This window comes from Billgrantia endophytica, assembly GCF_002879615.1.
GTDB lineage: Bacteria > Pseudomonadota > Gammaproteobacteria > Pseudomonadales > Halomonadaceae > Halomonas > Halomonas endophytica.
The window spans coordinates 1-14,808 of the sequence record NZ_PNRF01000007.1 but is presented as its reverse complement, the minus strand read 5'-3'; the positions used below and the strand labels follow the sequence as shown (position 1 = coordinate 14,808).

Sequence of the window (14,808 nt, the reverse complement as noted above, 5' to 3'; positions counted from 1 at the left end):
GCTCAGTTAACGGCCGCGATCTGCTCGTACAACTCGCCGTACTGCGCGGTGAACTCCTCGGCAATACGATCGCGCACGCGGGTGCGGAACGCCTCGAGTTCCAGGCCTTCCTCGGGGCCGACAATGTTCATTCCCGCTGCGCGCAGGGAGGCAAAATCCTCGGCTTCCGCTTCCAGCATGGCGGCAGTGGCTCGTTCGCGAACTTCGGCGGCGGCTTCGGTAATCGCGTTCCGGTGCTCCGGCGACAGCGACTGCCAGGTATCGTCGTTCATGACGATGACCTGGGCGGCGCTGATATGGCCGGTCAGCATCATGTGGCTCTGCACTTCGTTGAGCTTGGAGGTAACGACGACGTTGACCGGGTTTTCCTGGCCTTCGACCACGCCGGTAGCCAGCGCCGTGGGGACTTCTGCCCAGTCCACGGGAACGGGGACCGCGCCCATTCCTTCGACGGTGGCCATGTAGATCGGGAAGGGAATGGAACGAATCTTGATTCCCTCGAGATCGTCCGGTGCCTTTACCTCACGGTCGGTCGTCAGGTGGCGTGTGCCGAAATAGAAGGCATAGAGCAACCTCACCCCGGAAGCATCCACCAGCCCCTCGTTAAGCTCCTGCATCACGGGTGAGTCCACGTCCATCACCGCCATCAAGTGGTCGATGTCGCGATATAGGTAGGGCGTATCGAACGCCGCAAAGGGAGAGTAGAGCGAGCCGATGGCACCGGCCGTGTTATGGGAGATGGCGATCGACCCGGTCGATACCGCCTCGGCCAACTCCTGGAGCCTGCCGAGCTGTGAGTTGGGGAAAATATCCACCGCGACTTCGCCGTTGGTCTTTTCGGCGATTGCCTCGGCCAGCCACTCGGCCTGCATGCCGGCGATCGAGTTCGGCGTATGCATGTGGCCATAGCGCAGGGTGACTTCCTGGGCAGCGACCGTACCGGCGCTCATGAGCAGCACACCCGCCACGGCCGTCAGCCGGCCGAGCTTGTAGATCTTGTTGAGCATGACGTTCTCCAAATGATGTTTTTTTATTTATTTGTAGGTAATGATGTTCGTGTCCTACGATTCTCAAGGCTAGGGCAGGAGCCTCCAATGGAGCAATGAGGACTTTTTGATGGTTTTTGATGGAAGGCGACCGCTGATACCGGATATTGCCACCATGGCAGGAGTATCGACGGCGACGGTGGATCGGGTTCTGAACCGTCGCTCGGGCGTGCGGGAGGCCACGCTGCGCCGGGTACTCGAAGCGGCAGTGCACATCGGTTACATGGACAAAGAGGAGTTGAGCAAACGACTGGGCCCGCGCTTTGCCAAGGTCGTCTTTCTACTGCCCAGGGGAACGAACCCCTACCTCACGGGGCTCAATACACGCGTGCGCGAACTGGCGGATCTCTCGCCGGGGCCGGTCAAGGTCAGGAGCCACTTCATCGAGAGCTTCAATCCCGATGCATTGGCGCAGGCGTTGCGACGCTACGGCAAGAGTGCGGACACGGTCGTGTTCATGGCCATCGATCATCCGCAGGTGAGGCAAGCCATCGACGAACTCGTGATGGCAGGAAAGCGCATCATCACCATCATTTCCGATTTGCCAAGCTCGAACCGGCATCTTTATCTCGGTATCGACAACTTCGCCGCGGGGCGTACCGCCGCCCAGATCATGGGACGATTCTGTCATGTTACCTCGGGCAAGCTGGCGCTCATTGCGGCGAGCCGGGCCTACCGTGCCCACATGGAGCGCGAGATGGGGTTTCTGGCCTTGACGGAGGCGAGCTTCCCTTACCTGAGCGTGATCGGCCCGCACGAAGGCCATGACAACCGAGACGAAAACTACCAGAACACCTGCCGCCTTCTGCAAGCGCATCCCGATATCGTGGGCATCTACAACGTTGGCGGTGCGTCGGATGGCATCGGGCGGGCACTGCGCGAATCGCGGCGTGATGCCGATATCTGCTTCATAGGTCATGGACTGACGCCCGATACTCGTAGCATGCTGCTCGATGGAACGATGGATGCCGTCATCACCCAGAGTCCCGATCTGATCTATTCGCGAGCCATTGCCGCGGCGACAGGTGAGCAGACCGACGTGGCCCCAGTGGCCATGGAAATCTACTTTTCCGAAAATCTGCCCGCGGCGCATCATGTCATGTAATACACGTCGCCCACTTGCGGACACGGCCAACCAGGAGACCCCATGCGACCGCCCCTCGACGACACCGCGCTCGACACCGTTTTCCGCGAAGCGCACACCCACTACGGCTTTCGGCCGGAGCCCGTCGACGAGGCCACCCTGCGCCGGCTCTACGATCTGTTGAAGTGGGGCCCCACTTCGATGAACTGCCAGCCGGCACGCTATGTCTTCGTGATGAGCGAAGAGGGCAAGTCGCGCCTGCTGCCGGCGCTCTCGGAGGCCAACCGCGACAAGGCCCACGACGCCCCGGTCACCGTGATCGTGGCCGTGGATACGCGCTTCTACGAACACATGCCCAAGGTGTTTCCCAGTTCGCCCAATGCCCGGGAGCGCTTCGCCAACAGCCCCGACAAGGCCAGCGACACCGCCTGGCGCAACGCCACCCTGCAGGGCGGGTATCTGATCGTGGCCGCCCGCATGCTCGGTCTGGACGTTGGCCCCATGAGCGGCTTCGACAACGCCCTGGTGGACAAGGAGTTCTTCCCCGACGGCCGCTACAAGAGCAACTTCCTGGCCAACCTCGGCGTGGGAGATCCGGCTAGTTTGCGCCCAAGAGGGGCGAGGCTGGCGTTCGAGGAGGTCGCCGAAGTGGTGTGAGGAAGTGTTCGAGGGCATGACTTTCCACACTTTCATAATTAGTGCGTTATTTAGTTGCTAGCATCGTAGGGCAACCTTTACCGGAGACCTTCGATGAGCATGGCAACATCACATTACGGTCGCTTCAGCCGCTACCTGCACTGGGGCATGGCGGCCCTTCTTGCCTGGCAGTTCGCCACTACCGGGGCGCGGGTATTGGCCGCCGATTCGGCGCTGGATGAATTCCTGTGGTCGACTCACAGGTCGATGGGGGCGCTACTGCTACTACTGGTCGTGATACGGGTGCTCTGGGCCCTGGTCGACCGCGCCAACCGCCCGCCAGCAGTGAGCAGGGCCGCCACGCTGGGCCACCTGGCACTCTACGCGCTGATGGTTATCGTGCCCTCGTTGGCACTGCTGCGGCAGTTCGGTTCCGGCCGTGCCTTCTCGCCATTCGGTATTCCGCTAATGTCGGGCTTCGAGGGCGAGTCGATCGAATGGATGACCGCTGCCGGGAGCCTGTTCCACGGCGTACTCGGCTGGACCCTGCTGGCGCTGATCGTCGGCCATATCGGCATGGTGCTGTGGCATCGCCGTGCCGGCGACCAGGACGTGCTGGGGAGGATGGTGGTGCGCCGGCCAGTTGGCGGCAGCCCTTCTGGATGAGCTGGGGTTAGCCAAACTCTTCGGTGTCGATGTCCGCCTGTTGAGCCGCGCTGTAGCGGGCGCCCATCACCTGGTCCGGCGTCATCATGCCGCCAAGCCGGGTGATGGTGTCTGTTCCCAGGCTTAGCGTTTCGGCCGCCAGGTTCTCTCGCATGTGATCAGAGGAGCGGGAGCCGGGAATCGGAATGACATCCTCCCCCTGTGCCTTGAGCCAGGCCAATGCGAGCTGACCGGGCGTCATGTCCAGCTCGCCTGCCAGGTCCATGAAGTCCTCCAGCAGGCTCAGGTTCCTGGGGTAGTTCTCGGCGCTGAAACGCGGCATGTTTCGTCGCATGTCGCTTTCCTCGAGGCTGGCAGGCTCCTTGATGGAGCCCGCCAGGAAACCTCTCCCCAGGGGACTGAAGGCCACCAGCGCCGTGCCCACCTCCCGGCAAGCCTCGATCAGTGCGATCTCGGGGTTGCGGGTCCACAGGGAGTATTCGGATTGCACGGCAGCGATGGAGTGCTCGGTCGTGGCGCGGTGCAGGGTGGCTGCGGAAACCTCTGAGAGCCCGATTCCCCGTATCTTGCCTTCCGACACCAGCCGCCCCAGTGCACCGACGCTCTCCTCGATGGGCACCTGACGATCCAGCCGGTGGAGATAATAGAGATCCAGATGATCGGTTCGCAGGCGCTGAAGACTCGCCTCGCACTGCTGGCGTAACGTCTCGGGGCGTCCGTCGATCACACGCTTGCCGAGCTCGGGATCGATGGCCATGCCGCACTTGCTGGCCAGCAGAACCTGGTCACGCTTGCCCTGGAGAGCCAGACCCAGCAGCCGCTCGTTGGCCGTCGCCCCGTAGAGGGTTGCGGTATCGAAGTGGCGGTAACCCATGTCGAATGCCGCATCAAGGGCTCGTCGCGCCTCGGACTCGGGAACGGGGTTCCCGTATCCATGAGAGAGGTTCATGCAGCCCAGGCCGATGGTGGGCGAGGCAACTTCCTTGAGGCGATGAAAGAGAGTCGACATGGGAATCCATTCAAGACGGTGGGCAAGACATGCATCGTCAGGGACGGTGACGGGATCATGACATCATGCCGGGGTGGGTCATGTCATCGCAAGGTGGGGGGAGTCGGTCCCTTCAGGGTTGTTGCGCGACTCGGGTCAATGCCCTACCATTGGTCCTAACACGGCCCCCGCCTCTTGGCTCTCACGAGCTTACGCGGGGGTTCTTATTTGTCGGTTGTCCCCTCCCTTTCAAGCTGACCACCATCGCTCCCAGCCGGGCGGAGCGCCCATATCGTCTAGAGAGAGCTGGCGCTGGGTATGCGGTGCCGGGAAATTCGTCAGGTGTGCCTGTAGGCGCTGGTGCCAGCCGGTATCCGGGCAGACTACCTTTGTCATGTGCCGCGCAATGCTCAGCAGCAGGAAGGTCCGGGCGATGAGCTGCGGCTGATCGTGAAAATCGTCGCACCACGGCAGGGTGCCGAAGTCCCAGGTTTCGACGGCGACCCAGATCGGCAGGCGCGGGCCGTGCTTCTGCCGATAGTGGTTGACGAAGTCCTCCTTGGAGCGCCTTTCCATTCCCTCGCAACGTTCCTGCCACTTTTCGAAGTTATCGCGAGGGTCACGCCCGAACTTTCGACGGGCGAAGGAGGGATGGAAGGTGTCGCGGTGCAGATGTGCGAAGGCATCGCGTTCACCCAACAGGTGGGCGATATCGACCCGCAGGGCGATCTCGATTCGCTCCAGCGCATCGGTCAGGCGAAGCCGCAGCTCCTTGTCGAACAGGTAGAGCCGCACTGCATCGACGAACTGGGTGTTGGGAACGAACTGGTCGGTGGCCTGGGGTAGTAGCCGACGCGCTCCAGGTATTCCAGGGCGGCTGCCTCGTCGGCAACCTCCATGCCTCACGATTGCAGAAGCGACAGTTGCTCCTCGAAGGATTTCCATGGCCTGTTATAGGTCATCCGCTTAGTGCTCGAGGGGGGCTAAGACCATGGCGTCATCGAAGCGGTACAGGCACTTCTGAGGGAAGGTGTTCGGCTCCATATTCGTCTCGATGGCGGCAGCCCGGCGTGCATCTTCATAGGCGATTGCCATCAGTTCGGGTCTGGACGTCTTGAGACTGGGGTTGTCCTCCAGCAGTCGCGCCACCTTGGCCTGGGCATCTTCAATGGATAGACGCCAGTTGCGCGAGCGGCGCTCTGGCTGGTGATCCCACTTGAGCAAGTGCATGAGAAGTCGGGTCATCTGGCTGATCAGTGCTCGCCGTTCGCCCCTGCCCATATTCTCGATCTCGTCGGCAACATGTTCGATATCTATCTGGTCTAGCTTGCCGGCACGCAGCAGCGCTGCCTGCTCGAGTGCCCAGGCGTAGGCATCCTGATCATAATGCGTCGGCATGTAATGACCCCCTGTCTGTCGCTATGCATGACACATATCAAAGGAAATTATCCAATTTCACTACTTCAGTAGCGGAAAGGTTACAAGAGTGCTTAGCTAGAAGCATAAAAATTAATGAAATTGCAGGGGCTGAATGTATTACGCGCACTCAACACCTTCAATAAATAAGACTGATTGGCAAACGCTTGAGGGGCATCTGAAGACGGTTGGCCAGCTTGCGGCGGAGCGCGCCGATCGCTTCGGTGCAGGTCCATGGGGTGAGGCCGCGGGCCTGCTACACGACCTTGGCAAGTACACCGCACCCTTCCAGCGCCGTCTGGAAGGCTTGCCAGAACGTGTCGACCATTCAACGGCTGGCGCTCATGTCGCCATTGAGAAATACTCCCAGCTTGGCCACCTACTCGCCTACTTGATTGCCGGCCACCATGCAGGGCTGGCCAATGGACGAGATATTGGTGAGCGTACGCCACTGCAGAATCGTCTGGAAGCAGACTTGCCCCCGCTCGATCCGGCGTGGCAGCAAGAGATAGCGCTTCCGCGCAATCTGTTGCCCCCGGCACACTTTCAGCAGCGCCGCGACAGGGCCTTCTTCCAGTATGCCTTTCTGGCGAGGATGCTGTTTTCCTGCTTGGTCGATGCCGACTTTGTCGATACCGAAGCCTTTTATGCCACGCATGAGAAAGGCGTGCCCCACGCCCGTGGTGGTGGTCCGCCGTTGGGCATATTGCGTGATGCCCTAGACCAGCGCTTGGCCACCTTCAAGGCAGACAGTGACGTCAATCGCCTGCGTGGTGAGATCCTCTTCCATGTTCGCGCTCAAGCCGAACTGCCGCCCGGCCGGTTCTCGCTGACAGTACCGACTGGTGGGGGCAAGACGCTGGCTTCGCTGGCCTTCGCTCTCGATCATGCCATCGCTCACGGCATGGATCGGGTGATCTACGTGATTCCCTTCACTAGCATCGTTGAGCAGAACGCCGCGGTGTTTCGCGATGCCCTGGGGGAGTATGGCGCCGCGGCGGTTCTGGAGCACCACAGCGCCTTCGATGCCGACAATCAGCGCGACCGCCATAGCATCGACAAGCTGCGCCGCGACAGCGAGAACTGGGATGCGCCGATCATCGTCACCACAGCGGTACAGTTCTTCGAAAGCCTGTTTGCCGCCAAGACATCACGTTGCCGCAAACTGCACAACATCGCGGGCAGCGTGGTGATTCTCGACGAGGCGCAGACCATGCCCTTGCCGTTGCTGCGGCCCAGCGTGGCGGCACTGGACGAACTGGCGCTGAACTATCGCACCAGTGTCGTGCTTTGCACGGCCACCCAGCCAGCCCTTGCCGAAACTGACGACCCCAAGCGTAGCTTTATCGGTGGCTTGCGCAACCTCAAGGAACTTGCCCCCGATCCTCAGCACCTTTATCGCCAGTTGGAACGCGTCACGGTACGCCATATCCGCACGCTGGATGATGATGAGCTACACGATGAACTGCTCAAGACCGAGCAGGTACTGTGTATCGTCAATAACCGTCGTCATGCTCGGGCGCTGTTCGAGTCGATAGTGGATCAGTCTGGCGCCTACCATCTCACCACGTCAATGTGTGCCGTACACCGACGGCAGGTGCTCGCTGAGATACGCGCGGTTCTCGAAAGTGGCGCGCCTTGTCGGGTAGTTTCGACTTCTCTAATTGAGGCGGGCGTGGATGTAGACTTCCCACGTGTTCTACGTGCCGAAGCGGGACTGGACTCCATCGCCCAGGCCGCCGGGCGCTGCAACAGGGAAGGCAAGCGTAGGGCGGCAGACAGTGAGGTCGCGATCTTTGCCACCGCCAACGAAGACTGGGCGCCGCCGCCGGAACTCAAGCAGTTCGCCCAGGTGACTCGTGAAGTGCTTCGGCAGCATGGCGACGATCCCCTGTCACTGGAGGCGATCGATGCTTACTTCCGCCAGCTCTACTGGCAGCAGGGGTCAAAACAACTGGATCGGCATGATCTGTTGAAGTTAGTCGAGGATGGTCGTCTTGACGGCCTGCCCTTCGAGACCCTCGAGCAAAAATTTCGCATGATCGAAAATACCCAGCGTGCCGTGATCATTCCCTTCGACGATACGGCCCGTAACGCTCTCAGGAAACTGGCGCATGCCGAGGGCGTGGGTGGCATCGCCCGCGAGCTACAGCCCTATACCGTACAGGTGCCGCGTCAAGGCTTCGCCGCGCTGGAGCGGGTCGGCGCCATAGCAGCAGTCGAGCCCGATAAGTTCGGCGACCAATTCATGAAGTTGGTCAACGAGGATCTCTATGACGACTGGCTAGGGTTGAACTGGAGCGACCCAACATTTCGCTCAGGTGAATCTAATATTTGGTGAAGCCAACACTCAACATCAGGGAATAAGGAGCAGCAGATGGCATATGGGGTTCGTCTGCATATCTGGGGGGAGCGGGCCTGCTTTACGCGGCCCGAGATGAAGGCCGAGCGCGTCTCTTACGATGTAATCACGCCATCTGCTGCACGAGGCATTCTGGAGGCGATCCACTGGAAACCTGCAATTCGCTGGTGCGTGGATCGCATCCATGTGCTGAAACCAATCCGTTTCGAGTCGCTGCGCCGTAATGAGGTGGCGGGCAAGCTGTCCGAAAGAACAATATCGACAGCCATGAAAGCGGGGCGTGTCGATAAAGTTCGGTATTACGTGGATGACAGCAAAAATCGACAGCAGCGTGCCGCTACGATTCTGCGTGACGTCGGTTATGTCATCGAGGCTCACTTCGAGTTCACCTCGCGTGCCGACGAGAGCGATACGCCCGGCAAGCATCTGGATATCTTCAACCGCCGAGCCCGGCACGGGCAGTGCTTCCATATGCCGTGTCTGGGTACACGGGAGTTTCCTGCGAGCTTTACCTTGATCGAAGGCGATGACGCTATGCCAGCCGTGGATGACCGCTTGAGCGGTGAGCGTGACCTTGGCTTCATGCTTCACGATATCGACTTCGCCAACGGCAAGACGCCGCGTTTCTTTCGTTCCAGCATGCAGGATGGCGTGATTGAGGTGCCACCTTTCGAGGAGGCACTAGCATGATTCTCTCTGCCCTCAACGATTACTATCAGCGGCTGGCTGCGGAAGACAAGGTGCCGGTACCGGGTTTCAGCAGCGAGAAAATCAGTCATGCCCTTGTGTTCTCTAGGCAAGGGATGCCGCTGCAGATTGATGACCTGCGTGATACCACTGGCAAGAAACCACGACCAATTACCTGCCAGGTTCCTGTCGACAAACGGCGTACCTCGGGTATTTACGCCTATCCGTTGTGGGATAAGACTGCCTATTCCCTTGGTGTCTCTGCCGGTGAAGGCAAGCGTATGGCCGATGAGCATGCGGCATTCAAGGTCTATCAGTTCTCGCTGTTTGGTGAAAGCGAAGATCCCGACCTGAGGGCTTTCCTGAGACTGCTCGATCAATGGCGACCGGATCGGCTCGCCGAAATCTCCGGATACAGCGAAGATGTATTGGATACCAACATTGTATTTCGGCTCGATGGCCAGCGGCAGTATCTGCATGAAAACCAGGAAGCACGACGGCTATGGGGCGCTGCGCTGGAAAGTGGCGAAGAGGAGTTGGGGCAGTGCCTGATCACCGGTGAGATAACCTCGCTGGGCACTGATCACCCTGCAATTCGAGGCGTCAGGGACGCACAGTCGGCTGGTGCATCGCTCGTTTCGTTTAACAGCGATGCCTATGAATCCTACGGCTACAGCAAGAATCAAAACGCCTCGATCTCCAAGGCGGCCATCTTTGGTTACTCAACGGCGTTGAACTACTTGCTGAGAGGAGATGCCGATAACCGTCAGCGACTCCAGATTGGCGATGCCACAGTGGTTTTCTGGGCCAAGGCCAGGGATACGGCGCATGCCGAGGCCGCCGAGGGCTTCTTTGCCATGCTCAATGAGCCGCCCAGCGACGAGCAAGAGGCTGCCAAGTTAGGGACCTTGCTGACCGACGTTTCTCAAGGGCGTCCTTTGCAAAAGCTGGATCCGATGCTGGAGCTGGATACCCAGTTCTTCGTGCTTGGGCTTGCCCCTAACGCTGCGCGTTTGTCGGTGCGCTTTTGGTGTGCCGATACGCTGGACCGACTGGCTCGGCACTACGCACAGCACCATCGGGATTTGGCGCTGGAGCCAACGCCCTGGAAAGGCATCGCGCCGGGTAGCTGGTGGCTGGCATTACAGACTGCACCGATGCACGGCGGCCAGAAGCCCAAGGCGGACGATGTGTCACCGCAGCTCGCCGGTGAACTGATGCGCTCGATTCTCACCGGCAGTCGTTATCCGCGGTCGCTGCTGTCCAATCTCGTCATGCGGTTTCGCAATGACGGTCACATCACCGGGGCGCGTATCGCGCTCTGCAAGGCCGTACTCGCGCGGGCGGCGCGACTTGCGGCGCATTCCAATTCCCATACTCAGGAGGTGCCCGTGAGTCTCGATCCTCATTCTACCCATCCCGGCTATCTGCTCGGGCGGCTGTTCGCCGAGCTGGAAAGCGCTCAGCGCGGCGCCCTTGGCGGCCAGGTCAACGCCACCATTCGTGATCGCTATTACGGTGCCGCCTCGGCAACGCCGGCCAGTGTCTTCCCGATGCTGCTGCGCAATGCGCAGAATCACCTATCGAACATGCGCAAGAAGGATAAAGGTGGGCTGGCGCATACCATAGAGCGTGAGATCGGCGCCATCGTCAACGGCCTCGGCGATACCTTTCCCAAACATCTGAAGATCGAAGACCAGGGACGCTTCGCCATCGGTTATTACCACCAGTCGCAGGCGCGTTTCGTCAAGCGCGACAGTGCAACGACACCAGAAGAATCCACGTAGGGAGAAGACGCATGACCGCCATCGCCAACCGTTATGAATTCGTGCTGCTGTTCGACGTTACCAACGGCAATCCCAACGGTGATCCCGATGCCGGCAACCTGCCGCGCCTCGACCCGGAAACCAGCCAGGGACTGGTCACTGATGTCTGCTTAAAGCGCAAGATTCGCAACTACGTTGCGCTGGAAAAGGAGGAAGACGCCGGTTACGCCATCTACATGCAGGAAAAGTCAGTTCTCAACAATCAGCATAGAAAAGCTTACGAAGCACTAAACATTGAACCCGATACCAAAGGCAAGCGACTTCCAAGGGATGCCGATAAAGCTCAGAAACTGACCGCCTGGATGTGCCAGAACTTCTTCGATGTGCGCACCTTCGGCGCGGTGATGACCACCGAAGTCAACTCCGGCCAGGTACGCGGCCCGGTTCAGATGGCCTTTGCCAGCTCGGTCGACCCCGTCGTACCCATGGAAGTCTCGATCACGCGGATGGCGGTCACCAACGAAAAAGACCTCGAAAAAGAGCGCACCATGGGCCGTAAGCACATCATTCCCTATGGCCTTTATCGTGCCCATGGCTACATATCTGCCAAGCTCGCCGAGCGTACCGGCTTCTCGGACGATGATCTCGAGCTGCTGTGGCGTGCGCTGATCAATATGTTCGAGCATGACCGCTCCGCTGCCCGTGGCGAAATGTCGGCGCGCAAGCTGATCGTCTTCAAGCATGATAACCCGATGGGTAATGGCCCGGCGCATCTGCTGTTCGACAGCATAAAAGTCGAGCGTGTCGAAGGTGAGGAGAGTACGCCAGCCCGACACTACAGCGACTATCGCGTCTCTGTCGATGCGGAGGCCTTGCCGGCCGGTGTCAGCGTCGACGAGAAGCTGTAGGCGAATGGGATGGGGGATGACGTTCGCCTGATCCCGCTCTCGGCACTGCAGCACATGCTGTTTTGCCCACGCCAGTGCGCGCTGATCCATCTCGAACAGCAGTGGGCGGAAAACCGCTATACGGCAGAAGGGCGCATCCTCCATGAGCGTGCCGACCACCTGGGCCATGAGCGTCGACGGGGCATCCATACTGCCATGGCACTTCCGCTGGCCAGTGAGGCGCTGGGATTGACCGGGATTGCCGATGTTGTCGAGTTCGATGAGTCTCAGCACCCCGCGGTGGTTCGGCCCATTGAGTACAAGCGTGGTCGGCCCAAGGCCCATCGCGCCGATGAGGTGCAGTTGTGCGCTCAGGCTCTGTGTCTGGAAGAGATGCTGGATGTCTCGATTGAGCAGGGCGCGCTCTACTATGGCAAGACGCGGCGGCGCAAGGCCGTCGCGTTCGACGACGAGCTGCGGGCACTGACCCTGCGAGTCATCGCCGATACGCGTGCTCTCTTCGATAGCAACCATACGCCATCCGCTACCTATGAGCCCAAGCGTTGCGACCACTGCTCGCTGATCGACGCCTGCCAACCGCAAGTCATGGGAAAGCAGCGCTCGGCAGGCCGCTGGCTGGAGCGTCAAATTCAATCTCTGGATGAGTGAATCGCATGCGCCGTCAGCTCAATACGCTCTACATCACTACCGAAGGTGCCTGGCTCAGAAAAGATGGGACCAATGTGGTCATGAATGTCGAGGGCAAGGAGCGGGCACGGCTACCGATCCATATGCTCGAGTCGCTGGTATGTTTCGGTAGGGTGCTGGTATCGCCCCCTCTGATGGGGTTCTGTGCCGAGCAGGGGGTTACCATCACGCACTTGACGCCCAATGGTAAATTCCTTGCGCGTATCGAGGGGCCGGTATCGGGCAATGTGTTGCTGAGGCGCACCCAGTACCGCACCAGCGATGACGAAGTCGGGTGTGCTGCCATCGTCCGTGGCGTGTTGATCGGCAAGGTGCACAATCAGCGAGCAGTAATCTCCAGGGGGCTGCGTGACTATGGCAGCAAGCTGGCCCCGGCCGAGCGCGAAGGGTTGGAAAGGGCGCGCACTCGCCTGAGCAGAATCGCACGCGACTTGCTGCGAGAACCACTGACCAATGGATTGCGAGGCCTTGAGGGGGAGGCGGCGCAGGTCTATTTCAGCGTCTTCGATAGTCTCGTCCGTAATGACGGTGAAGCCTTTCGCTTCACTGGCCGGAACCGCCGCCCACCACGTGATCGCCTCAATGCGCTGCTGTCCTTTCTCTATACCCTGTTGACTCACGACTGCCGTTCGGCGCTGGAAAGTGTAGGGCTGGACCCAGCGGTAGGATTCCTGCATCGGGACCGGCCCGGGCGGCCCAGCTTGGCACTCGACCTGGCCGAGGAGTTCAGGCCGCTACTGGGGGACCGATTGGCGCTGTCTCTGGTCAATCGTCGGCAACTGCGGGAGAAGGATTTCACGGTTGCTGAAAGTAGCGGCGTGGTACTGACTGACGATGCGCGCAAGACGGTGCTGACTGCCTACCAGGAGCGGAAGCGTGAAGAGCTCAACCATGCCTTTATCGGCGAGAAGGCGCCAATAGGCATGCTGCCGATTCTGCAGGCGCAATTGCTGGCGCGTCACCTGCGCGGCGATCTGGATGCCTACCCGCCCTTCTTGTGGAAGTAATCTGATAAGGAGAGTACAGCGATGATGGTTTTGGTCAGCTACGATGTCAGTACTTCTTCCGATGGTGGTGAGAGACGACTGCGCCGGGTCGCCAAGGCATGCCGTGATGTCGGACAGCGAGTGCAATTCTCGGTGTTCGAGATCGAGGTCGACCCCGATCAATGGGTGCGTCTGCGACAGCGCTTGATCGACCTGATTGACGATGAGGTCGACAGCCTGCGCTTCTACTTCCTGGGCCGGAACTGGAAGAACCGTATCGAGCATATTGGCGCGAAGCCCGCCTTGGATATGAACGGTCCCCTCGTTTTCTAGTTTTTTTGTTGCTCTGCGAACCACAAGTGTCCTGCACTTCCCCGGCAGGTTCGCAGCTCTTTAACAATATGATTTCTTTACTCTTCTTAAGCCTGGTCTTGGGAAACAGTGAATTTTCACTTCCTAAATGATCTAATTCGCTGAGCTGTGGATATTTCCCTTTACTCATCAAAGCGTTATAAGGGGAACAGTCGCGGCCCGCACGGGTCGCGCGGATAGAAACGTCCATCGCAACAACCAAGCCGTTGTCCCGCTCGGGTCGCGGCCCGCACGGGTCGCGCGGATAGAAACAGTTCATCTCGGGTAGGAGCGATCATACCCTGGTGTCGCGGCCCGCACGGGTCGCGCGGATAGAAACCAATCCCAGACGCGCTCCCCAGGGTTGGCCAGCGGGTCGCGGCCCGCACGGGTCGCGCGGATAGAAACTCGCCAGGCGCTATCGTTGAGGCCGTCGAGCTCGAGTCGCGGCCCGCACGGGTCGCGCGGATAGAAACGTCATCGACGCCGGCGAGCCGTTCATCGTGCCTAGTCGCGGCCCGCACGGGTCGCGCGGATAGAAACGCCCCGAGATGCTGCAGGGGATAAGCCAGCCAGCAGGTCGCGGCCCGCACGGGTCGCGCGGATAGAAACACCGAAGGATTTCCGCCGCAACGGAGACTTGATCGTCGCGGCCCGCACGGGTCGCGCGGATAGAAACGCCGCCGAGTACATGGTCGTGCGCGGCATCAACGAGTCGCGGCCCGCACGGGTCGCGCGGATAGAAACTGATGATAACCACAGCCCGGCCAATCGCCGGGCTTCGTCGCGGCCCGCACGGGTCGCGCGGATAGAAACAGCGCGACAGCCATGTACCGGGTGCGGATCTACGGCGTCGCGGCCCGCACGGGTCGCGCGGATAGAAACGCTTGCCGGCCTCCTCCCATGCGCGGGCCATCTCGTCGCGGCCCGCACGGGTCGCGCGGATAGAAACCATTCGTGCGCCGCGATTCGGCGGGGCCTGGGACAGTCGCGGCCCGCACGGGTCGCGCGGATAGAAACTGGACTTTCCTGCGACTGAACGCCAGCGGGGCCAGGTCGCGGCCCGCACGGGTCGCGCGGATAGAAACGGCCAGTTAACCAACGCCTGGCGCGCAGGCGCCCGGTCGCGGCCCGCACGGGTCGCGCGGATAGAAACTCTATCACCCTGTCATTTGCCAAGCGCACGGACAAGTCGCGGCCCGCACGGGTCGCGCGGATAGAAACT

Annotated in this window: 14 protein-coding genes and 1 CRISPR repeat array; of the genes, 10 read left to right on the top strand and 4 right to left on the bottom strand. The window is 60.4% G+C overall.

The window, feature by feature from the left end:
* Nucleotides 1-2: 2 nt before the first annotated feature.
* Nucleotides 3-1,007 carry a TRAP transporter substrate-binding protein gene (locus C1H69_RS01995; RefSeq protein WP_102651747.1) on the bottom strand — a complete coding sequence of 335 codons (1,005 nt, stop codon included), beginning with the start codon at nt 1,005-1,007 and terminating at the stop codon, nt 3-5.
* A gap of 109 nt (nt 1,008-1,116) precedes the next feature.
* Here C1H69_RS01995 and C1H69_RS01990 point away from each other — a divergent pair, with 109 nt between their 5' ends.
* From C1H69_RS01990 to C1H69_RS01980, 3 genes are all read left to right on the top strand, one after another.
* Entirely contained in the window at nt 1,117-2,151 is a 1,035-nt protein-coding gene (locus C1H69_RS01990; RefSeq protein WP_165789400.1) for a LacI family DNA-binding transcriptional regulator, read from the top strand.
* Nucleotides 2,152-2,193: 42 nt separating this feature from the next.
* The gene (locus C1H69_RS01985) at nt 2,194-2,787 is read left to right on the top strand and encodes a malonic semialdehyde reductase (protein ID WP_102651745.1); all 594 of its coding nucleotides are present in this window, start codon (nt 2,194-2,196) and stop codon (nt 2,785-2,787) included.
* 99 nt (nt 2,788-2,886) lie between these two features.
* The gene (locus C1H69_RS01980; RefSeq protein WP_338066158.1) at nt 2,887-3,432 is read left to right on the top strand and encodes a cytochrome b; all 546 of its coding nucleotides are present in this window, start codon (nt 2,887-2,889) and stop codon (nt 3,430-3,432) included.
* Nucleotides 3,433-3,439: 7 nt separating this feature from the next.
* On the opposite strand, the gene C1H69_RS01975 is transcribed toward C1H69_RS01980, so the two are convergent.
* The 3 genes from C1H69_RS01975 to C1H69_RS01965 all read right to left on the bottom strand — a co-directional run bounded on the left by C1H69_RS01975 (nt 3,440) and on the right by C1H69_RS01965 (nt 5,818).
* Nucleotides 3,440-4,441 carry an aldo/keto reductase gene (locus tag C1H69_RS01975; RefSeq protein WP_102651743.1) on the bottom strand — a complete coding sequence of 334 codons (1,002 nt, stop codon included), beginning with the start codon at nt 4,439-4,441 and terminating at the stop codon, nt 3,440-3,442.
* A 228-nt stretch (nt 4,442-4,669) separates the two neighbouring features.
* Nucleotides 4,670-5,326, bottom strand: coding sequence for an Abi family protein (locus C1H69_RS01970; protein WP_205738388.1), 657 nt, complete (start codon nt 5,324-5,326; stop codon nt 4,670-4,672).
* 60 nt (nt 5,327-5,386) lie between these two features.
* Nucleotides 5,387-5,818 (bottom strand): DUF29 domain-containing protein, encoded by a 432-nt coding sequence (locus C1H69_RS01965; RefSeq protein ID WP_102651742.1) that lies wholly within the window; start codon nt 5,816-5,818, stop codon nt 5,387-5,389.
* Nucleotides 5,819-5,951: 133 nt separating this feature from the next.
* Here C1H69_RS01965 and C1H69_RS01960 point away from each other — a divergent pair, with 133 nt between their 5' ends.
* From C1H69_RS01960 to cas2, 7 genes are read left to right on the top strand one after another with little or no spacing between them, the layout of a single operon-like run.
* Complete coding sequence (locus tag C1H69_RS01960) at nt 5,952-8,177, top strand: CRISPR-associated helicase/endonuclease Cas3 (protein WP_102651741.1); 2,226 nt, start codon at nt 5,952-5,954, stop codon at nt 8,175-8,177.
* A gap of 36 nt (nt 8,178-8,213) precedes the next feature.
* Complete coding sequence (gene cas5c, locus C1H69_RS01955; protein WP_102651740.1) at nt 8,214-8,888, top strand: type I-C CRISPR-associated protein Cas5c; 675 nt, start codon at nt 8,214-8,216, stop codon at nt 8,886-8,888.
* Nucleotides 8,885-10,672 (top strand): type I-C CRISPR-associated protein Cas8c/Csd1, encoded by a 1,788-nt coding sequence (gene cas8c / locus C1H69_RS01950; RefSeq protein WP_102651739.1) that lies wholly within the window; start codon nt 8,885-8,887, stop codon nt 10,670-10,672. The genes cas5c and cas8c overlap by 4 nt, the downstream gene beginning before the upstream one ends.
* Nucleotides 10,673-10,683: 11 nt before the next feature.
* Nucleotides 10,684-11,559 (top strand): type I-C CRISPR-associated protein Cas7/Csd2, encoded by an 876-nt coding sequence (gene cas7c / locus C1H69_RS01945; protein WP_102651738.1) that lies wholly within the window; start codon nt 10,684-10,686, stop codon nt 11,557-11,559.
* A gap of 9 nt (nt 11,560-11,568) precedes the next feature.
* Nucleotides 11,569-12,207 carry a CRISPR-associated protein Cas4 gene (cas4, locus tag C1H69_RS01940; RefSeq protein WP_205738387.1) on the top strand — a complete coding sequence of 213 codons (639 nt, stop codon included), beginning with the start codon at nt 11,569-11,571 and terminating at the stop codon, nt 12,205-12,207.
* A 5-nt stretch (nt 12,208-12,212) separates the two neighbouring features.
* Nucleotides 12,213-13,253: a type I-C CRISPR-associated endonuclease Cas1c gene (gene cas1c, locus C1H69_RS01935; RefSeq protein ID WP_102651737.1), complete on the top strand. Its 1,041-nt coding sequence runs from the start codon at nt 12,213-12,215 to the stop codon at nt 13,251-13,253.
* 21 nt (nt 13,254-13,274) lie between these two features.
* Nucleotides 13,275-13,565, top strand: coding sequence for a CRISPR-associated endonuclease Cas2 (gene cas2 / locus C1H69_RS01930; protein ID WP_102651736.1), 291 nt, complete (start codon nt 13,275-13,277; stop codon nt 13,563-13,565).
* 190 nt (nt 13,566-13,755) lie between these two features.
* Nucleotides 13,756-14,807: direct repeats of the CRISPR family, unit length 33 nt; unit sequence GTCGCGGCCCGCACGGGTCGCGCGGATAGAAAC.
* Nucleotide 14,808 lies beyond the last annotated feature (1 nt).